The 19,365-nt window shown below is 72.7% G+C and carries 21 protein-coding genes; 11 read left to right on the top strand and 10 right to left on the bottom strand.

Features of this window, described 5'->3' with window-relative positions; all coding sequences use genetic code 11:
- Positions 1–2 precede the first annotated feature (2 nt).
- Positions 3–905 (top strand): LysR family transcriptional regulator, encoded by a 903-nt coding sequence (locus ABR738_RS07560; protein ID WP_350229208.1) that lies wholly within the window; start codon positions 3–5, stop codon positions 903–905.
- 15 nt (positions 906–920) lie between these two features.
- Here ABR738_RS07560 and ABR738_RS07555 read toward each other — a convergent pair whose 3' ends face one another.
- Positions 921–1,397 (bottom strand): pyridoxamine 5'-phosphate oxidase family protein, encoded by a 477-nt coding sequence (locus ABR738_RS07555; RefSeq protein ID WP_350229207.1) that lies wholly within the window; start codon positions 1,395–1,397, stop codon positions 921–923.
- Between the two features lie 114 nt (positions 1,398–1,511).
- Here ABR738_RS07555 and ABR738_RS07550 point away from each other — a divergent pair, with 114 nt between their 5' ends.
- Positions 1,512–2,162: a cysteine hydrolase family protein gene (locus ABR738_RS07550; protein WP_350229206.1), complete on the top strand. Its 651-nt coding sequence runs from the start codon at positions 1,512–1,514 to the stop codon at positions 2,160–2,162.
- Here ABR738_RS07550 and ABR738_RS07545 read toward each other — a convergent pair.
- The 4 genes from ABR738_RS07545 to ABR738_RS07530 form a co-directional block, all read right to left on the bottom strand.
- Positions 2,149–2,613, bottom strand: a complete 465-nt coding sequence (locus ABR738_RS07545; protein WP_350229205.1) for a Rieske (2Fe-2S) protein — start codon at positions 2,611–2,613, stop codon at positions 2,149–2,151. The genes ABR738_RS07550 and ABR738_RS07545 overlap by 14 nt on opposite strands.
- A 162-nt stretch (positions 2,614–2,775) precedes the next feature.
- Positions 2,776–3,543, bottom strand: a complete 768-nt coding sequence (locus ABR738_RS07540; protein WP_350229204.1) for an FAD:protein FMN transferase — start codon at positions 3,541–3,543, stop codon at positions 2,776–2,778.
- Positions 3,536–3,979, bottom strand: coding sequence for an FMN-binding protein (locus tag ABR738_RS07535; protein WP_350229203.1), 444 nt, complete (start codon positions 3,977–3,979; stop codon positions 3,536–3,538). The genes ABR738_RS07540 and ABR738_RS07535 overlap by 8 nt, the downstream gene beginning before the upstream one ends.
- Before the next feature lie 13 nt (positions 3,980–3,992).
- Positions 3,993–5,357 (bottom strand): ferredoxin reductase family protein, encoded by a 1,365-nt coding sequence (locus ABR738_RS07530; protein WP_350234467.1) that lies wholly within the window; start codon positions 5,355–5,357, stop codon positions 3,993–3,995.
- A 170-nt stretch (positions 5,358–5,527) separates the two neighbouring features.
- Here ABR738_RS07530 and ABR738_RS07525 point away from each other — a divergent pair, with 170 nt between their 5' ends.
- Complete coding sequence (locus ABR738_RS07525) at positions 5,528–6,262, top strand: response regulator transcription factor (protein WP_350229202.1); 735 nt, start codon at positions 5,528–5,530, stop codon at positions 6,260–6,262.
- Positions 6,259–7,683, top strand: a complete 1,425-nt coding sequence (locus ABR738_RS07520) for a sensor histidine kinase (protein ID WP_350229201.1) — start codon at positions 6,259–6,261, stop codon at positions 7,681–7,683. The genes ABR738_RS07525 and ABR738_RS07520 overlap by 4 nt, the downstream gene beginning before the upstream one ends.
- Positions 7,684–7,706: 23 nt before the next feature.
- Here ABR738_RS07520 and ABR738_RS07515 read toward each other — a convergent pair whose 3' ends face one another.
- A complete protein-coding gene (locus tag ABR738_RS07515) occupies positions 7,707–9,740 on the bottom strand; it encodes an ABC transporter ATP-binding protein (RefSeq protein ID WP_350229200.1) in 2,034 nt (677 codons plus the stop codon).
- Between the two features lie 560 nt (positions 9,741–10,300).
- Here ABR738_RS07515 and ABR738_RS07510 point away from each other — a divergent pair.
- The 6 genes from ABR738_RS07510 to ABR738_RS07485 all read left to right on the top strand — a co-directional run bounded on the left by ABR738_RS07510 (position 10,301) and on the right by ABR738_RS07485 (position 14,867).
- Complete coding sequence (locus tag ABR738_RS07510; protein ID WP_350229199.1) at positions 10,301–11,215, top strand: HipA family kinase; 915 nt, start codon at positions 10,301–10,303, stop codon at positions 11,213–11,215.
- On the top strand, positions 11,212–11,595 hold the full coding sequence (locus ABR738_RS07505) for a DUF3037 domain-containing protein (RefSeq protein WP_350229198.1): 384 nt from the start codon (positions 11,212–11,214) through the stop codon (positions 11,593–11,595). Before ABR738_RS07510 ends, ABR738_RS07505 begins: the two co-directional genes overlap by 4 nt.
- 160 nt (positions 11,596–11,755) lie before the next feature.
- Positions 11,756–12,517 (top strand): 3-oxoacyl-ACP reductase FabG, encoded by a 762-nt coding sequence (gene fabG / locus ABR738_RS07500; protein WP_350229197.1) that lies wholly within the window; start codon positions 11,756–11,758, stop codon positions 12,515–12,517.
- Positions 12,518–12,534: 17 nt separating this feature from the next.
- Positions 12,535–13,296 carry an SDR family oxidoreductase gene (locus tag ABR738_RS07495; protein ID WP_350229196.1) on the top strand — a complete coding sequence of 254 codons (762 nt, stop codon included), beginning with the start codon at positions 12,535–12,537 and terminating at the stop codon, positions 13,294–13,296.
- Between the two features lie 139 nt (positions 13,297–13,435).
- On the top strand, positions 13,436–14,119 hold the full coding sequence (locus tag ABR738_RS07490; protein WP_350229195.1) for a uracil-DNA glycosylase: 684 nt from the start codon (positions 13,436–13,438) through the stop codon (positions 14,117–14,119).
- Positions 14,120–14,402: 283 nt separating this feature from the next.
- Positions 14,403–14,867: a hypothetical protein gene (locus ABR738_RS07485; protein ID WP_502964209.1), complete on the top strand. Its 465-nt coding sequence runs from the start codon at positions 14,403–14,405 to the stop codon at positions 14,865–14,867.
- Positions 14,868–14,944: 77 nt separating this feature from the next.
- Here the strand turns inward: ABR738_RS07485 and ABR738_RS07480 are convergent, their stop codons facing one another.
- Both ABR738_RS07480 and ABR738_RS07475 read right to left on the bottom strand, forming a co-directional pair.
- Entirely contained in the window at positions 14,945–15,391 is a 447-nt protein-coding gene (locus ABR738_RS07480) for a hypothetical protein (protein ID WP_350229193.1), read from the bottom strand.
- A gap of 225 nt (positions 15,392–15,616) precedes the next feature.
- A complete protein-coding gene (locus ABR738_RS07475) occupies positions 15,617–16,144 on the bottom strand; it encodes a DinB family protein (protein ID WP_350229192.1) in 528 nt (175 codons plus the stop codon).
- A 151-nt stretch (positions 16,145–16,295) separates the two neighbouring features.
- Between ABR738_RS07475 and ABR738_RS07470 the strand changes: the two genes are divergently transcribed.
- A complete protein-coding gene (locus ABR738_RS07470; RefSeq protein WP_350229191.1) occupies positions 16,296–17,201 on the top strand; it encodes a Gfo/Idh/MocA family protein in 906 nt (301 codons plus the stop codon).
- Here the strand turns inward: ABR738_RS07470 and lnt are convergent.
- Together lnt and ABR738_RS07460 are read right to left on the bottom strand one after the other, a co-directional pair.
- Positions 17,125–18,696, bottom strand: coding sequence for an apolipoprotein N-acyltransferase (gene lnt / locus ABR738_RS07465; protein WP_350229190.1), 1,572 nt, complete (start codon positions 18,694–18,696; stop codon positions 17,125–17,127). The two genes, ABR738_RS07470 and lnt, sit on opposite strands and share 77 nt — an antisense overlap.
- Before the next feature lie 114 nt (positions 18,697–18,810).
- The gene (locus tag ABR738_RS07460) at positions 18,811–19,290 is read right to left on the bottom strand and encodes a nuclear transport factor 2 family protein (protein WP_350229189.1); all 480 of its coding nucleotides are present in this window, start codon (positions 19,288–19,290) and stop codon (positions 18,811–18,813) included.
- Positions 19,291–19,365 lie beyond the last annotated feature (75 nt).

Genomic DNA, 19,365 nt, shown 5'->3' with positions numbered 1-19,365 from the left:
ACATGTTGAATCTGGAGCGCCTGCGCACCCTCGACGCGGTGGCCCGGCACGGCTCGGTGGGCGGCGCCGCCGACACCCTGCACGTGACCACGTCGGCCGTCTCCCAGCAACTCGCCAAGCTGGAGCGCGAGGCGGGCCAGCCGCTGCTCGCGAAGAACGGGCGCGGGGTGCGCCTCACCGACGCCGGCCGGCTGCTGGCCGAGCACGCCGCCCGTATCCTCTCGCAAGTGCAGGTGGCGCAGGCCGAGTTGGAGGAGCAGCGCGGCCGGGTCGTCGGCGAGCTCAGGATCGCCGGCTTCGCCACCGCCGCCCGTGGCCTCTTTCCCGCCGCCCTCGCCGCGCTGCGCGCCGCACACCCCGATCTCGCCGTCCGCTCCGAGGAGCAGGAGGCCGAGGAGTCGGTGGGGGGCGTGCTCCTGGGCGACCTCGACCTCGCGCTCGTCCTTGACTGGTACAACAAGCCGCTCCCGCTGCCCCCCGGGCTCGCCAAGCGGGCGGTCCTCGACGACCTCGCGGACGTCGCCGTACCCGCGAACCATCCGCTCGCCGGGCGCGACGCGGTGGGCCTCGAAGAGTTCGCCGAGGACGAGTGGATCACCTGGCCCGAGGGCGAGTTCTGCTACGAGTGGCTGATGTTCACGCTGCGCGGCAAGGGCATCGAGCCGAGAGTCGCGCATGTGGCCCGCGAACACGCGACGCAACTCGCCCTGGTGGAAGCCGGGTTGGGGGTCAGTGTCGCGCCGCGTCTGGGCCGGGGCCCCGTGCCCGACGGGGTGCGCGTGGTGCCCGTACGGGACGCCATGAGCCGGCATGTGTACGCGGTCTGGCGCGCCGACGCCGACCGCAGGCCCTCGATCAGGGCGGCGGTGGACGCGCTGGTCGCGGCGGGGGAGCGGCTGACCTGACCCCGCGCGCCCGGGCTACCGCCGGAACGCGCCCCCCAGCTTGCGGAAGTCCCAGGACACGATGGTGTCCGGGGTCAGGCGCAGCCAGGCGTGCCGCCCGTCGTGGACCATCTCCTCAAGGCCGAAGTTCTTCGCCGCGAACAGCCGCTCCACTTCGGTGAGTTCGGGGCACGGGAGACCGGTGCGTGGTGCCTCGCCGACCGGGACGACGCTGCCGCTCAGCTCCACGCCGCGCAGCTCCCCGTACTCCGTGCCGTCGTCCACCACGACCGCCACGCGCGGGTCCTTGCCGAGCTGCGCCCAGCGGCGGCTGCGCGTGATCGAGTACAGCCAGAGCGAGCCGCCCTGCCAGACGTACCAGAGCGGCGCGACATGGGGCCTGCCGTCGGGCGAGACGGTGGCGACCCGGCAGGTGCGCGTCTCGGCGAGGAAGCCGTCGCGCTCCTCGTCTGTCATCATGATCCGGCGACCCCTGCGCTGTGCGGCGGTCACGACGCCTCCCCTTGCGCGCGCCCAAGGGCGCTGCCCTTCAGGCTTCCTGACGACACGTCAGAAATGATGACGCGCCCTTCCCCCCTCGCGCAAGGGCCGTTAGCCTCCCGCGCCATGGCGACGAAGGAACTCCTCGCACGGCTTCTCGCTCCCGCCTCCACGGCCCTGCTGACCGTCGAGTGCCAGCAGGGCGTGGTCGGCCCGGACAGCGCGCTGCCCGAACTCGCGGCGCACGCACGGCAGTCGGGGGCGCTCAAGCAGGTGGCGCGGCTCGTCGCGGGCGCGCACGAGGCGGGCGTCCAAGTGCTGCACGCGGTGGCCGAGCGGCGCCCGGACGGGCGGGGGTCCGGCCGCAACGCCCCCCTCTTCCGCGCCGCCGAACGACTGCCCGTGCAGCAGTACGCCGGCTCCCGCGCGGTGCGCGTCGCCGAGCCGGTCGAGGTCGCGGACGAGGACATCGTCGTACACCGGCTGCACGGTCTGTCGCCCGTGTCCGGCACGGAGGTGGACGCCCTGCTGCGCAATCTCGGCTGCCGCACCCTGATCGTGGCGGGCGTCTCGGCGAACGTGGCGATCCCCAACGCGGTCTTCGACGCCGTCAACCTCGGCTACACGGCCGTGGTCCCCGCCGACGCGATCGCGGGGGTGCCCGCCGACTACACCCCCGCGATGATCCGGCACACCCTGGCCCTGGTCGCCGCGGTGACCACCACCGACGACATCCTGGGCTGCTTCCGGGCGGCGGGCCGCGTCACGCCAGCCTGATCGAGTCCCCCTCCACCGAGATCGCGGCGGCGGGCAGCGGGGACGGCGCGGGGCCGGCCTTCACGCTGCCGTCCGCCACGCCGAACTTGCTTCCGTGGCAAGGGCAGTTGATGGTGCCGTCGGACACGGACGACACGGCGCAGCCCTGGTGCGTGCACTTCGCCGAGAACGCCTTGAACTGTCCGGCGCTCGGCTGGGTGACCACGACCCCCTCCTTGGCGAAGATCTTCCCGCCGCCCGGGGGGATGTCGGCCGTCTTGCCAAGGACGCTCCCGCTGCCGCCCGCCTGGCCGCCGCCGTCCCCGGCGGGTTTGGCCCCGCTGTCCTTGGCCGCGCCGTCCGAGCCGCCGCACGCCGTGAGCACGGCGGCGAGCCCGGCGGCTCCGGCGCAGGCGATGACGGTGCGGCGCGCCGGTACCTGCCCGGGTACGGACTGCGATGGGGTGCTCATGCTGACTGTCCTCTCGACGTACGACGCGTGACTGCGACGGGGAGTACGGGAGAGGGGCGCGGGGCGTTCAGCGCGGGGGTGACGTTCCCGGCGGCCCGGCCGGCCGGGGGGCCGGCCTCGGACGCCGGCCGGACCGGGGCCGGCGGCCATCCGCGCCGTGCCTCATGACCCGTACCTCGCGAAACCCGAGGTCTGCCACCGCTCGCCGTCGGGCAGGACCGCGAGGGCTTCGTACCCGTCCAGGCCCTCCAGCCACTCCCGGGCCCCGCGCCCCCGGGCGAAGGCGGCCGTGGCGTAGGTGTCGGTCGAGGTCAGGCTGGGGCCGACGACGGTGAGGGAGGCGAGCGCGGTGACGGGGACGCCCCGGTGCGGATCGACGATGTGGGCGCCGCGTTCGGCCGTTCCGGAGGTGGCCACAGCCAGGTCGTGGTGGGCGGTCACGACGGTGGCGAGTGCGCCGGGCCGCAACGGGTGGGCGACGCCGACGCGCCACGGCGCGCCGGGAGCCGCCCGGCCGCTGATGGCGAGGTCGCCGCCGCCGTTGACGCAGGTGTGGCGCGCCCCCGCCGCGCGCAGCAGCCGGGCCGCCGCCTCGGTGGCCCATCCTTTGACGAGTCCGCACGGGTCGAGGGAGCCGGCGGGCGACACGCTGAAGTAGCCGTCGCTCTCGCGCTCCGCACGCGCGCACAGGGCCAGCACCTCATGGACCTCGGGCGGGCAGTCATCGAGGGCCGTCTCGCCCCGGCCGAGCCGGCTGATGTGGCTGTCGGCCCGGTAGGGGGAGAACACGGCGTCCACCCGGTGGAGCCGGCGTACGGCTTCGGCCAGCGCCCGCCGGATGGCCGGGGTCGGGCGGTCCCTGATGTCGAAGGAGAACACGGTGCCCATCACGTGCTCGACATGGCGCAGCCCGGCCGGGGTGTCAGGCATGGGCCTGGTCCAGGGCGCTCTGCAAGGACTGGATGTATCCCTGGCTGGTGTAGCTCGCGCCCGAGACGGCGTCGATGGCCGCGCTCTGGGCGCCGATCGCCTCCTGGGTCAGGCGCGGCAGCGCGTAGGCGGCGATGCGCCGGTCGCGGCCGTTGCCGTCCGGCGCCCGCAGCACGTCGACGGCGGTGATCCTTCCCTTGTTGAGGGTGACGGCGACCTGCACGGCCCCGTACTCGGTGTCGACGGGATCCCCGGTGAAGGTGCCCGTCCCGGTGGGCGCTCCCGCCGTCGCGCCGGGCGGGCCGGGCGCCGCGGCCACGGCACGCGACGGCGTGCGCGCCAGAGCGCCGACGGGGGCGCTCTGGTGGGGTTTGAGGGCGAGCAGCGTGACGATCAGGGCGCTGGTCCCGGTGGCGGCGACGATGGCGCGGCGCATGGCGTGGTCCTCCTCAGAACGCGAACGACTCGTGGTGGATGCGACGGGCCGGCACACCGGCCTCGCGCAGGGCGCCGGTCGCCGCCCGCGTCATGGCGGGCGGCCCGCACACATAGACGTCGTGCGCGGCGAGGCCCGGGACCAGGGCGCTCAGCGTCCGGGCGGTCAGCGGCGACGCCCAGCCGGCCGGCTCGTCCACCACGTAATGGACGACCGCCCGCCGTTGGGCGGCTATCGCGTCGATCTCGGCGCGCAGGGCGAGATCGTCGGCGCGCCGGGCCCGGTAGATGAGGGTCACCTCGCCCGGCAGCGTCTCGAACAGGGCCCGCAGCGGCGTGATGCCGACGCCCCCGGCGAGCAGCAGCACCCTCGGCGCGGTGCGACGGCTCGCGGTGAAACTCCCGTACGGGCCCTCCGCCCACACCCGGGTGCCGGGCGCGAGCCGGGCGAGGGCGGCGCTGTGACCCCCGGCGCTCTTCACGGTGATGCGCAGCTGCCGGGGGTGCGCGGGGGCCGAGAGCGAGTAGGGACTCGCGGTCCACCACAGCCCCGGGGCAAGGAAGCGCCAGCGCAGGAACTGGCCCGGCCGGGCGCCCAGTTCGTCCAGGTGCTCACCCGTGAGGTGGACGGAGACCACGCCCGGGGCCTCGGGAACGACGGCGGTGACCCGCATCCGGTGGCGCAGCCCGCGCCGCACCGGAACCGCGAACCGGTACCAGGCCAGGAGGGCTGCGACGCCGAGGAACAGCGCGTACCAGGCCAGCTGGGCGGAGCGGTTGGCCACGAAGTCCGCCCCGTTGGACAACTGGTGGCCAAAGGCGAGGAAGACGGCCAGATAGGTGGCGAAATGGAGGTAGTGCCAGGTCTCGTAGCTCATCCGGCGCCGGGCGGCACGCGCCGAGAGGATCCCGGTGGCCACGAACAGCAGGAAGCCGACGGTGCCCTTGAGCAGGTCGGGGTAGCTCAGGACGAGCGAGGAGGTCTGGCTGACCACATCGGTGTGCGAGGCCAGCGCGTACCCCCAGATGATGAGCAGGGTGTGGGCGAGGATCAGCGACACCGTCCAGCGCCCGCCCAGCGCGTGCCAGCGGGCCAGCCGGTCGGTGCCGACCGTGTGGTCCAGCAGCGGCACACGCGCCATGAGGGCGAGCAGCACCGCGCAGGCGTAGCCGGCCAGCAGACCCGTGATGCGGCCCGCGCCGGTGAGCCAGCCCGCCGGGCCCACCACCGCGTTCGTGTCGCTCCACCACAGCGCGAGCACCCCGGCGGCGCCGGCCCCGATCAGGGCCACCACCGCCAGGGGCAGCGCGCCCCGGCGGGCGCGCCGGTGATCGGTCCGGTGGCTCGTGCGCGCGGAGCCGGTGATCGCGGTCGTCATCCGCACCTCCCAGTCGGGCCCGTCGGGGCGGGCGGCGGCCAGCCTCACAGCCCAACCTCTGTGGATCCTCTGAATCGGCCCTCAAAAGCGCTGTTCAGCGGCGATTCAGAGGAAACTCAGAGAAACCGGCGGCCCGGCGCCGGCCCGCGCTGGGAGATGCTGGAGACACCATGGACCCATCGCGCACCCCATCCCCGCTGCACCGCCCCGACGGCCAGCCCGTACGGATCCTCGTCGTCGACGACGAACCCGATGTCACCGACGTGCTGGCGGCCGTCGTGGCCGGCGAGGGCTGGCAGGTACGCACCGCCGCCGACGGCATGAGCGCGCTCGCCGCCGCCCGTGACTTCCGGCCCGACGCGGTGATCCTCGACTGGATGCTGCCCGACCTCGACGGGCTGCGCGTCCTCAGCGCCCTGCGCCGCGAGGCACCCCGGGTGTGCGTGCTGTTCCTGACCGCCCGCGACGCCGTCGAGGACCGCGTCGCCGGCATCACGGCGGGCGGCGACGACTACGTCACCAAGCCCTACAGCATCGAAGAGGTGCTGGCCCGCCTGCGCGGCCTGCTCAGGCGGGCGGGCATGAGCGCCGAGCCCAGCACCCACCAGCTCACCGTCGGCGAGCTCGTCATGGACGAGGACGCGCGGGAGGTCCAACGGGCAGGCGTCCCGGTGGAGCTGTCCCGTACGGAGTTCGAACTGCTCCGCTTCCTGATGCGCAACCCGCGCCGCGTGCTCTCCAAGGACCAGATCCTCGACCGGGTCTGGGCCTACGACTTCGGCGGCCGCGCCCACATCGTCGAGCTCTACATCAGCTACCTGCGCAAGAAGATCGACTCCGGACGCACGCCGATGATCCACACCGTGCGGGGTGTCGGCTACGTCCTCAAGCCGGACACCCCATGAGGCGGCTGCCGCCGCGCACCCTGCGCGGCCAGCTCACCGCCGGCCTCGTCGTCCTGCTCGCGCTCGCCTGTCTCGCCGTCGGCGTCACCACCGCGCTCGCCCTGCGCGGGTTCCTGCGGGGCCGTCTGGACGAACAACTCACCGCCTCCGGCGGCCGGTTCGCGGCGAGCCTGGAACACGAGGCCACCCCCGACGCCGACAATCGGCCCGACACCCGGGGGCAGGCCGACGCCACCTTCGGCGCCAGGCTCCTGAACGGCCACGTCACCCAGGCCGGGATCGTCGACAACGCCACCGACCGATCGCTGCCCCTCACCGCCAAGGACCGCCGCGCCCTGGCCGCCGTCGCGCCGGACGGCCACGGACACAGCCTGCGGCTGTCCGCCATCGGCGCCTACCGCGTCATGGCGTTCCGGGGCGACGACCAGGACGTCCTCATCACGGGCCTGCCCCTGCACCCCGTCGAGGAGACGGTCCACCGTCTCGAAGCGGTCGAGGCCGCGCTCTTCGGCGGCGCGCTCCTGGTGACGGGCGTCGCGGCGGCCCTGTGGGTACGCGTCCGGCTGCGCCCCCTGCAACGGGTCACCGCACGCGCCGCCGAGGTCGCCGGACTGCCGCTGGCCAGCGGCGACATCGCGATGCCCGCGCCGCTCGCGGACACCGACCCGGACACCGAGGTCGGCCAGGTCGCCAGCGCGCTGAACCACATGCTCGGCCACGTCGAGGACGCCCTGGTACGTCGGCAGGCGGGCGAGCAGCGGCTGCGCAACTTCGCCGCCGACGCCAGCCACGAACTGCGCACCCCCGTCGCCAACATCCGGGGCCACGCCGAACTCGCCCTGCGCCACCACGGTCCCCTGCCCCACGAGGTCCGCCACGCCCTGGAGCGCATCGACGGGGAATCACTGCGCATGACCCGCCTCGTGGACGATCTGCTGCTCCTGGCCCGCCTCGACGCGGGCCGCCCCCTGGAACAGGAACAGGTGGATCTGACGCTCCTGATCCTGACGGCCGTGGACGACGCGCGCGCCACCGGCGCGGGCCACCGCTGGCTCCTGGACCTGCCCGAGGACCCGGTCGTCCTCACCGGCGACGCCCACCGCCTCCAGCAGGCCATCGGCAACCTCCTCGCCAACGCCCGCACCCACACGCCGCCCGGCACCTCGGTCACCCTCACCCTCACGGCCGGCCCCGAGGAGGTCTCGCTCACCGTCGCCGACGACGGACCCGGCATCCCCGAGGCCCTGTTGGGGGAGGTCTTCGGCCGCTTCGTCCGCGCCGACCACGCCCGCTCCCGCACCACCGGCAGCACGGGCCTCGGCCTCGCCATCGTCCACGCCGTCACCACGGCCCATGGCGGCACCGTCACCGTCACCAGCCGCCCCGGCCGCACCGCCTTCCGCATGACCCTCCCCAGATGAACAGGCGGCCCATGTCTTCTTCGTCATGACGGGGCGGCTTCCTCGGTGTTCGCGGGCGCCGTCGGGCGGGGGATGTCGCCCGTCGTGGTCGGCCGGTACTGGGCGGCCTGGAGTTCGTACAGGCCCCGGAAGACTCCGGGGGCCCGGTCGGAGAGGAGTTCGGTGAAGGTGCCGCTTTCGACGACGCGTCCGTGGTCTAGGACGTGGATGAGGTCGGCGGTGCGCACCGAGCCGAGGCGGTGGGTGATGAGGATGACGGTCTGGCCCTCGTCGGCGAGGCTGCGGAACTCGTCGAACAGCTTCTGCTCCGCCTTGGCGTCCAGGGCGGAGGTCGGCTCGTCGACGATCAGGACCTCTCCGCCGCGGAAGTGCGCGCGGCCGATGCCGAGGCGCTGCCATTCGCCGCCGGACGGGTTGTGTCCGCCTTTGTAGCCCCGGGCCAGGAGGGTCTTCCAGCCGTTGGGCAGTTGGGCGACGACCTTTTCGGCGCCCGCGTATCGGGCCGCGCGGTCGCGGCGCTCGGGGGTGGCGGGGATGTCGGAGCGGCCGATGCAGATGTTGACCTCGGCGGTGAAGGGCCAGCGGTAGAAGTCCTGGCTGACCATGGCGATACGGGAGATGAGCTCGTGGCGGTCGGCGGCGCGGGTGTCGACGTCGTCCCACAGGATGCGCCCGGCGTCGGGCTGGTAGAGCCCCGCGAGGAGCTTCACCAGCGTCGACTTGCCTGAGCCGTTCTCACCGCACAGCGCGACGATCTTCCCGGTGGGAATGGTCAGATCGACGCTGTCGAGCGCTCGCTTGCCCTGCCCCGTCCCCGAAGGGTCCGTTCCCGAGGAGTTCTCCTTGCCGGGGTAGGTGAACACCACGTTCTCGAAGCGGATCTCGCGCGGCTTTTCGGGCAACGCCTGCCCGCCGACGGGGATGGCCCGCGCGGTCGCCTCCGCGCACAGTTCATGCAGGTCGGCGACGAACAGGCTCTCCTCGTGGCAGTAGTTGATCTGTAGGACGAGGTTGGAGAGGCTGGCGGACCCGGCGCGGATCGCCAAAATCGCCGTACCGCCGACGGACAGCGGCATCGTCCCGTTCCACAGCAGCCAGCCGAGCGTGGCATAGGCGGCGCCGGTGGCAAGGCCCGTCCAGCCGGCGGCGATCAGCCCGGTGCGCGCCGCGAGATGGGCCAGCCGGTGCTGCTCGGCCTCCTGGTCCATCGACATCTGACGGAAGTGGTGCAGGAGATACGGGCCGACGTGGTGGACGCGGATCTCGGCGGCGGCCTCGTTGGACATGAGCAGGCGGCTGATCAGCTGCCCGGCCCGCGAGTGCTGGACCCAGGTCTGGAACGAGGCGTAACGGCGCCGGGCCACGGTCAGGGCCGCCCACGAACTGGGCACCGTCATCGCGACCAGCAGGACGATCAGCAGCGGGTGCAGGACGGCCAGTACGCCGGCGGCTGCGACCAGGGACATGAGGCCGGAGACGATGTTCTGCACGTACTTCACCAGACGCCGCGCGGAGCCCGCCCCGTAGGAGGCGCTGTCCAGGAGGCGGTGGAACTCGTCGTCCTCGATCGCCGCCAGCTCGACCGCCGCGGTGTGCTGGAGGTACTGCTCGGTCGCCACCCGCTCGACCTTCGGCTCCAAGCGCCCGGTTCCCGCGGTGGAAGCCGCCCGCAGCACCGCCCCCACCCCGGCGGTGGCGGCGGCCACGATGATCGCACCGCTCGCCGAGGTGAGACGCTGCGCCGTGGTGCCGCCGGTGAGGAGGTGCGCGAGGGCCTGGTTGACGGCGATGAGACAGATGGCCTGGCAGATACCTCGGCCGATCTCGGCTCCGGCGACCAGACGCAGCGCCTGCCGGTCGGCCTGCCAGGCGAGCTTGACCGTGAGCGCGATCAGCCGGGGGAGCCGCACGAGCATGGCCCGCAGGTCGAGTTCGAGGAACGCTTCGTCGTGCTTGTTCCAGCCCAGGTCGTACCGGAGCGACCCGCCGAACAGAGCCTCCTCGGACGAGGACAGCACGGCTTGTCCCGCCGCCTTGGACCGCCGCGTGAACCTCACCGGCGCGCCTCCTCGGTACGGGGGGCGCCGGGCAGCTCTTCGAGGTGGACGGGGGTTGTGGTGATGCTGTCGCTCATGGTCCCGGGTCCTTTAACTGGGCAGCGGCGAGGTCGATTTGACGGTAGCGCCGACGGTGGACGCGGCGTGGGTGATCGCCCGCGTGACGCCCTCAGGAGTGAGACGCGGGCCAACGACTTGCTCGGCGCACGCGATCGACAAGCGCACCCGGCCGCATTCGGATCTGCGGATGCGGAACGAATTCGACACGGGCCGGTGTGTGCCATTGGCCATGCATGCACAGCCAGGAGCCGCTCATCTGCGCCTCGCTGATGCCGGACGCCGGAGAGTCCGTCGTGACCTTGGCGTGGTGGCTCGGCGCCCATCCCTGGCGATCACCCTCGGTTACGATGCTTGCTTCATGCCCGAGGCGGGGAGCGAGGGGCGTACTGCCCCAGACTGCCCCGGATTCCCCCCTGGGATGTCGAGGGGTGATTCCTCTGGTGGGCCTCGCTGGAACGGGCCGTTGACTGCAAGGCTGAAGAGATGGATGGCCTGGGAAAATGTTGAATGAGGTCGTTGCGACCCGCTATGTAACGCCACTGCGTGAGGGTGGCTCGCTCCCCGGCATTGTCGAGGCCGACGACTGCGGAACGTACGTCATGAAGTTCACCGGGGCCGGGCAGGGGCGTAAGACGTTGGTGGCCGAGGTCATCTGCGGGGAGCTCGCCCGGCGGCTCGGGCTGCGGGTTCCGGAGCTCGTGGCCATGCAGCTGGACCCGGTCATCGGGCTGTCCGAGCCCGATCAGGAGGTGCAGGAGCTCCTGAAGGCCAGCGGTGGGCTCAACCTCGGCATGGACTACCTGCCCGGCTCGCTCGGTTTCGATCCGCTCGCCTATCAGGTGGACGCGGCCGAGGCCGGCCGGGTCGTCTGGTTCGACGCGCTGATCAACAACGTCGACCGCTCGTGGCGCAACCCCAACATGCTGGTGTGGCACGGCGATCTGTGGCTCATCGACCATGGCGCCACCATGATCTGGCACCACAACTGGCCGGGAGCCGCCGCCTCCGCTGCCAAGCCCTACAACGCCTCCGACCACGCGCTCGCGCCCTTCGGCCCGGACATCGCCGCCGCCGCGGCCGCCCTCGCGCCTTTGGTCACCGAGGAGTTGCTGAGCGAGGTCACGGACCTGGTGCCCGACGAGTGGCTGGTCGACGAGCCCGGATTCGAGACCACCGCCGCACTGCGCCGCGCCTATGCCGAGCCGCTGCTGACCCGCGCCGCGAGCATCCACGAGCGGATCACCCTCGGCGCCCCCACCGCCACCAGGCCCTCGCGGGCGCCGGGCTGGCTCACCGAGCCCAGCAAACCGTGGCCGCATCCCACCAAGCACAGCGACAAGAGCCCCACGAGCTCCGACAAGAGCCCCGCGAACCCCGACAACACCGTGAACCCCGAGAAGGACGCCGACCGTTGAGCAAGCGCGATGTCTTCGAGTACGCGCTGCTGCGCGTGGTGCCGCGCGTCGAGCGCGGCGAATGTTTCAACGCGGGCGTGCTCGTCTATTGCCGCGCCCACTCCTACGTCGCGGCGCGCACCCATCTGGACGAGGCCAAGCTGAGGGCGCTCGACCCGGCCGCGGACGTGGTGGGCGTACGGGCCGCGCTGCGCGCCGTCGAGGGGGTCTGCGGAGGCGGTGACGAGGCCGGGCAGGCGGCGGGTGACGACGCGGGCCGGCGCTTCCGCTGGCTGATCGCGCCGCGCTCCACGGTCGTCCAGCCGGGCCCGGTGCACACCGGCCTCACCACCGATCCGGCGGCCGAGACCGAGCGGCTGCTCGACCTCCTGGTGCGCTGATCACCACGCCGGACACCACCCTTTCGCGGGTGTGACATGCGCCGAGGGGCCCGGGGGCCGTTGACACCGCGTGCCAGGGCTTCTAGCGTCTCGTCTGCTGAAGCTACTAAGCGGTTGCTCAGTGACTGAGGGCCGCGGATCCCAGGGCGAGGAGAACAGCATGTCCACCACCGAGCAGCGTGTCGCCATCGTGACCGGGGCGGCGCGGGGCATTGGCGCCGCGACCGCCGTCCGGCTGGCCGCCGAGGGCCGGGCCGTCGCCGTACTCGACCTCGACGAGGCGGCCTGCAAGGACACCGTCGACACGATCACCTCGGCAGGCGGCCGGGCCGTCGCGGTCGGCTGCGACGTGTCCGACAGCGCCCAGGTGGAGGCCGCCGTCGCCCGCGTCGCGGCCGAACTCGGCGCGCCGACCATCCTCGTCAACAACGCCGGGGTGCTCCGCGACAACCTCCTCTTCAAGATGAGCGAGTCGGACTGGGACACCGTGATGAACGTGCACCTCAAGGGCGCGTTCCTGATGGCGAAGGCCTGCCAGAAGCACATGGTGGACGCCAAGTGGGGCCGCATCGTGTCGCTGTCCTCGTCCTCCGCCCTCGGCAACCGGGGACAGGCCAACTACTCCGCCGTCAAGGCCGGCCTCCAGGGCTTCACCAAGACCCTCGCCAAGGAGCTCGGCAAGTTCGGCATCACCGCCAACGCGGTCGCCCCGGGCTTCATCGTCACCGAGATGACCGCGCAGACCGCCGCCCGGGTCGGGATGGGCTTCGAGGAGTTCCAGGCCGCGGCCGCCACCCAGATCCCCGTCCAGCGCGTCGGCCACCCGGCCGACATCGCCAACGCCATCGCCTTCTTCACGGGCGACGACGCGGGCTTCGTCTCCGGCCAGGTCATGTACGTGGCCGGCGGCCCGCTCAACTAAGGCCAGGTGCGCGCGACATGACTGAACTTCCCGAACTCTCCGGCAACGTGGCCCTGATCACCGGGGCCAGCCGGGGCATCGGCTACGGCGTCGCCGAGGCGCTGGTCGCCCGTGGCGACCGCGTCTGCATCACCGGGCGCGGCGAGGACGCCCTCAAGGAGGCCGTCGACAGGCTCGGCCCCGACCGGGTCATCGCGGTGGCCGGCAAGGCCGCCGACGAGGCCCACCAGGCCGCCGCCGTCGAGCGCACCATGGAGGCGTTCGGCCGGGTGGACTTCCTGGTCAACAACGCCGGCACCAATCCCGTCTTCGGCCCGATGGCCGAGCTGGACCTGAACGTGGCGCGCAAGGTGTACGAGACGAACGTGATCTCCGCACTCGGCTTCGCCCAACGGACCTGGGCGGCCTGGCAGAAGGAGAACGGCGGGGCGATCGTCAACATCGCCTCCATCGCCGGCGTCTCCGCCTCGCCCTTCATCGGCGCGTACGGCATGAGCAAGGCGGCCATGATCAACCTGACGCTGCAACTGGCGCACGAGTTCGCGCCCGCCGTACGCGTCAACGCGGTCGCCCCGGCGGTGGTCAAGACGAAGTTCGCCCAGGCGCTCTACGAGGGCCGTGAGGCGGAGGCGGCCGCCGCCTACCCCATGGGCCGGCTGGGCGTGCCATCCGACATCGGGGGCGCCGCCGCGTTCCTCACCTCCGAGCAGTCGGCCTGGGTCACAGGACAGACCCTGCTCGTGGACGGCGGGCTCTTCCTGAACGCCGGAACGCACTGAGTCACACCCCGCGAGCGCGCGCCCGCCCCGTCCCCGGTCACCGCCAAAGACGGGGCGGGCCGCGTTGTCAGTGGCGGCGGGTAGGTTCTGAACCGCGCACTGAGGGTGTGCGACCGAATGTCCCACGGAGGTTGTTGACGTGACCGATATCGCCATGCTGCCCGAGTCCTGGCAGGGCGTCCTCGGCGAGGAGCTGGACAAGCCCTACTTCAAGGAGCTCACCGCCTTCGTCGAGGAGGAGCGGGAGAAGGGGCCTGTCTTCCCGCCCCGCGAGGAGGTCTTCGCCGCCCTGGACGCGACGCCGTACGACCGGGTGAAGGTCCTGGTCCTCGGTCAGGACCCGTACCACGGCGAGGGGCAGGGGCACGGCCTGTGCTTCTCGGTGCGCCCGGGCGTCAGGACACCGCCGTCGCTGCGCAACATCTACAAGGAGATGCGCGACGAGCTCGGTCTGGACATCCCGGACAACGGCTATCTGATGCCCTGGGCGCAGCAGGGCGTGCTGCTGCTCAACGCGGTCCTCACCGTGCGCTCGGGCGAGGCCAACTCGCACAAGGGCAAGGGCTGGGAGAAGTTCACCGACGCGGTGATCCGCGCGGTCGCCGCGCGGCCCGACCCCGCCGTCTTCGTGCTGTGGGGCAACTACGCGCAGAAGAAGCTCCCGCTCATCGACGAGGAGCGGCACGTCGTGGTCAAGGGCGCGCACCCCTCGCCGCTCTCGGCCAAAAAGTTCTTCGGCTCGCACCCCTTCACGCAGATCAACGAGGCGGTCGCGGCGCAGGGCCACGCGCCCATCGACTGGCGCATCCCGAACCTGGGCTGAGTCACCCTACGGGGCGGGCCGGCCGGGGCGCCGGGTCGGCGGGTGACGGTGTCGGAGCCGGCGCGCGGTGGCGCCGAACCCGGGCGACGTGGTGGCGGCGGGCCTGGGCGTGCCACGGCGTACGGACCCGGGCGCGTGACGGCGTCGGTGGCCCGGGTGCGCGGCGGCGTCCGGCTGACAGGCCGGCGCCCCCGCCCGAGCCTGAGGCCGATTGTCAGTGGCGGCGGCTAGCGTCGAAGCCGTTCGACTTACGTGACGACCGGCGGAGACAGCGGTGACGGACATGCGGGACGCCCCGGGGGACATCGTGATGACCCGGATCGGGCAAGTGACGATGCTGCTGCACGGCGGGGACCGCGAGGAGGCGCGCAACCGCTTCGGGGCCCTGTGGTCGGAGATCGGCGAGGACGGCGACGCGCTGCACCGCTGCACCCTGGCCCACTACATGGCGGACGCCCAGGACGACGCGCGGGACGAACTGGCATGGGACCTGCGGGCGTTGGCGGCCGCCGATACCCTGAGCCGGGATCGCCGCACGGCGCGCCACGCCTCGCTCGCGGTGCGCGCCTTCTACCCCTCGCTGCATCTCAGCCTCGCCGCCGACTATCTGAAGCTGCGCCGCCCCGAGGACGCCCGGCTCCACCTCGGCCGGGCCCACGCCGCCCTGGACGCACTGTCCGGCGACGCCTATGGCAACGACATCCGCGAGGCGTTGCGCCGCCTCGAACGAGAGCTGGACGCCGTGTGAGCAGCCGTCCCCCACACGCATCTGGCGCCCTGCCCGCGCACAGCTGCCGCCGGGGCCCACGTTTCACTGACGTGGCGTCAATTCCCGTATGTCTCACGGCAGATGCGTGCCTCCGGACTGTCGGCTCGCCACCCGCCGTAGCCCTGGCCGAGCGCGCAGACGTCGCCGAGCGCGGGCATCGCGGGGTAGGTCCTGGGGTGTCGTGTCCTGGGGGCTGCGGGCCGGGGCGCGGGCTGCTCGGCGCGATGACGCGGGACCTGACGAACCGCCCTGGGCGGGCCCGTCCCGGACAGCGGGGGCGGGGCGGGGGCCGGGGAGTCGGTGGGATCCACCGCCTCCAGGGCCTCGCGGGCCGGTGGCTGCACGACCTGCGGGAGCGGGTGGCTCCGCTGGCGGGCGGGGGGTGCGGGCGGCGGGGAGTGCGGGGGCCCCGCCTCGACGGAGACACAGCCCGTGACGCAGCCGCAGACGGCCAGGGCCGTCACGGACATCAGGAGCCGCAGCGCGTTGCTGGTTCGGTGCATCGGACAACTCTCCTGGCCCCGGCGGGCTTTGGGCGAGCCGGCGACGCCACAATGGCCCGCACGAGTGACACCCGGCGCACCCACTGGAGTGGCCGGGCCCTCCCGCCCGCGAGCCATCCGCGTCCGGAGCGCCCCGCACTCCGCCGCCAGGGCCCCGCGCCCTGCGGCACCCGCACTCCGCGGCCAGGGCCCCCGCCACCCGCACGGCCGGGTCGCCCGGGTCCTTCAGGCTCCCGTGGCGCCGTCGATCGCCTCACGGAGCAGGTCCGCGTGGCCGTTGTGGCGGGCGTACTCCTCGATCATGTGGGTGTAGATCCAGCGCAGATTGAAATGCCGCCCGTTGCGCGCCGTGCCGGTGCTGAGTTCGTCGAGGCCGCGTCCGGCCGCCCGCGCCCGCGCGTCGGCGACCTCGGCGCGCCAGGTGGCGAGGGCTTCGGCGAAGGTGTCGTCCGGGCCGAAGTGGAAGTCGCCGTCCGGGTCCTCGTCGGTCTCGTACACCCCCTCGTCCGTGCCGCCCGCGAAGACCGTGACGAACCACCAGCGTTCCACCTCGGCCAGGTGCCGCAGCAGCCCGAGGAGCGTGAGTTCGGAGGTCGGTACGGAGGTGCGCTTGAGCTCGTCGTCGGTGAGCCCGGAACACTTCTCCACCAGCGTCTGGCGGTGGTAGTCGAGCCAGCCGTCGAGCATGGCCCGCTCGGAGGCGTCAAGGGCGGGTTCCGCGCGTTGGGCCGACGGTACTTCGGAGGTCGTCATCGGGTCATCCTGTCCGCCGACGGCGCTCGGGGCCAGTGGATATCCGCGCCGGGCGCCGGCCCCGCCCGCGCCCCACGATCGGCCGCCGTTCCCGCGCACGTATGCTGACCAGGCAACGGAGCAGGACACCACTCGGCGACAGGGAGACCCCGTGAAGGTCGGATGCATCGGACTCGGGGACATCGCGCAGAAGGCCTATCTGCCCGTGCTGACGTCCCTCGCCGACACGGAACTGCACGTGCAGACCCGTTCCCCGGCGACCCTCGCCAAGGTGGCCGGCGCCTACCGCATCCCCGCCGCGCGGGCCCACGCCGACCTCGACTCGCTGCTCGCCCAGGGTCTGGACGCCGCGTTCGTGCACGCGCCGACCGCTGTGCACCCGGAGATCGTCACGCGGCTGCTCGAAGCCGGCGTACCGACGTATGTCGACAAGCCTCTCGCCTACGAACTGGCCGACTCCGAGCGGCTTGTGGAGCTCGCCGAAGAGCGCGGCGTCAGTCTCACGGTGGGTTTCAACCGACGGCTCGCCCCCGGCTACGCGCAGTGCGCCGACCACCCGCGCGATCTGATCCTCATGCAGAAGAACCGGGTGGGGCTGCCCGAGGACCCGCGCACGCTGGTGCTCGACGACTTCATCCACGTCGTGGACACGCTGCGCTTCCTCGCGCCGGGACCCGTCGAGCACACCGTCGTGCGGGCCCGGATCCGCGCGGGCCTGATGGAGCACGTGGTCCTCCAGCTCTCCGGCGACGGGTTCACCGCGATCGGCACCATGAACCGGCTGAACGGCTCCACCGAGGAGATCCTCGAGGTCTCCGGGCAGGACACCAAGCGCCAGGTGCTCAACCTCGCCGACGTGGTGGACCACAAGGGGCAGCCGACCCTGCGCCGGCGCGGCGACTGGGTGCCGGTAGCCCGCCAGCGCGGCATCGAGCAGTGCGTGCTCACCTTCCTCGACGCGGTACGGGCCCACACGACGCTCAGCGCCCGGGACGCGCTGGCGACTCATGAGCTGTGCGAGCGGATCGTGCGGGAGTCCCTTGAGCAGGCCTCCTGAGCGCACGCGCCCCCTCGGCCGCGCAGAACACGGCGAGCACCGCCAGCGCGCAGTACACCGCCCAGGCACCGAGGCGCACATAGGGCGTGGTGCCGGTGGTGAGGGGGATGTCGTACACCTGGGAGGCGCCGGCCGATGTGCCGAGCCAGTGGCCGACACGGCCGCCGTCGGCGTCGTAGACGGCGCTGATGCCGGTCAGGGTGGCATGGACCATCGGGCGGCCCGTCTCGGCCGCCCGCAGGGCGGCGAGGGAGGCGTGCTGGGCGGGCGCCCAGGTGCCCTGGAAGGACGAGGTTGAGGACTGCGCGATGAGCAACTGGGCTCCGTCGCGCACCAGATGACGGCTCATGTCGGGAAACGCGGACTCGAAGCACACCAGCGGCCCCACCCGCACCTTGGAGGGCAGGGTCATCACGACGGGCTCCGTACCGCGCCGCCGGTCCTCACCCGCCGCCTTGCCGACCGAGGTCGCCCAGCCGAGCAGTGAGCGGGCCGGAATGTACTCGCCGAACGGCACCAGACGCATCTTGTCGTAGCGCTGGCCGGTGGGGCCCTGGGGCCCCACGAGCACCGAACTCTTGAAGATGCCCGGCTGATCGGACCTGCGCGCGTCCACATTCACCAGGATGTCCGCGCCCACCTCCTGGGAGAGCCTGGCGATCCGCGCGGCCAGATCGGGACGGGCGGCCAGGTCCTGCCCCACACTGCTCTCGCCCCACACGACGAGATCCACCCGCTGCCCCGCGAGGGCCCGGGTCAGGGCCTCGCCACGGGCGAACCGGGCGTCGGCTTTCTCGATCACACCCGGCTGTACGACGGCGACCCTGAGCCTGCCTTCCGGCCTGGGGTGCGGGGCCCACATCCACACCGCGCCCGTGACGAGCGCGCACACCACCAGGGCCGACACCATCGCGGTACGCACATGGGGGAGGGCCACCACCAGGGCGACGGCTGTATTCACCGCCACCACGAGCAGGCTCACCAGCCACACCCCGCCCACCGACATCAGCCGCAGCGCGGGCGTCACCTGCCACTGGCTCGCGCCGAGCAGCCCCCACGGCCCGCCGAGCCCCTGCCAGGAGCGGACGAGCTCCACCATCAGCCAGCCCGAGGGCACCACCGCCACCGCCACCAGGGCGCGCACCACCGAGGGCCTGCCTCCCAGCGTCGCGCGGACCAGGACCCCCCAGGGCGCCCACAGCAGTCCGAGCAGCCCCGCGAGGACCACGATGAAGACATTGAGGCTCGGCAGCAGCCAGTGATGCACGGCGAGCATGAACCCGGTGCCGCCGAGCCATCCGTCCAGCGCGGCCCGCCGGACGCCGACGGCGCCACGGACGAGCAGCAGCAACGGTACGAGGGCGACATAGGCGAACCACCACAGCGCGGGCGCGGGGAACGCGAGTGCGGGCAGCGCGCCGGCGAGCAGGGCAGCGCCGCCGCGCCACCAGGCCGAGTCCAGACGGGGACCGTGCCGGCCGACCGCGAACCGCATACCGCGCCTCCTTGCCGACCCCCGTGATCCGTTGTGTCGTCCTCCCGCCAGTGTGGGGGAGAACGGCGGCCGCGCACAGGTGGGCGCGGCGGCCCCGCGCGCTCCGCCTCCCCCTTACGCCCCGCCGAACGCACCCGAGGTCCGCCGCCACTTCTCATGCACGGTCACGGCCCGCAGCCGCCAGCCCCCCTCGGTGCGGACCAGCGAGAACGCGTAACGCCCGCCGGCCTCGAAGTCGGGCGCGGGCGGCGCGGCGCCGTCCTTCGCGCCGCGACACATCGGGTTGAGGTAGTCGGCGCGCAGCTCGGCCCGGTCGCCCGGGTAGCCGCCGAGATCCTGAAGGGTGAGCCGCCGGTTGGTGATCAGGTGCTGGCGGACGGGGAAGAGCCGCAGCGTCTCACCGAGCCAGCGCGCCACCTCCTCGGCCGGCCCCTCGATGCCGCCCGCCGCGCGGTAGTCGGCGCGGCCGTCGGCGGCGAACAGGGCGCGGTAGGCGGTCCAGTCCCCGTCGTCGACGGCCGCGGCGTATCCGGTGATGAGTTCGTCGATGGCCAGCCGGTCCAAGAGGGTCCCGAGATCCACACGCTGCGTCATCGGGTCAGTCTCCGCCTCCCGGCCGACAACTCCAAGGGCTCCGCGCTTGTGGCTTGTTGGCGCGCCGTGTTAACC

Origin of the sequence: Streptomyces sp. Edi4 (assembly GCF_040253615.1) — a bacterium.
Lineage (GTDB): Bacteria > Actinomycetota > Actinomycetes > Streptomycetales > Streptomycetaceae > Streptomyces.
The sequence above is the reverse complement of the archived record's forward strand: the minus strand, read 5'-3'. Positions and strand labels throughout refer to the sequence as shown.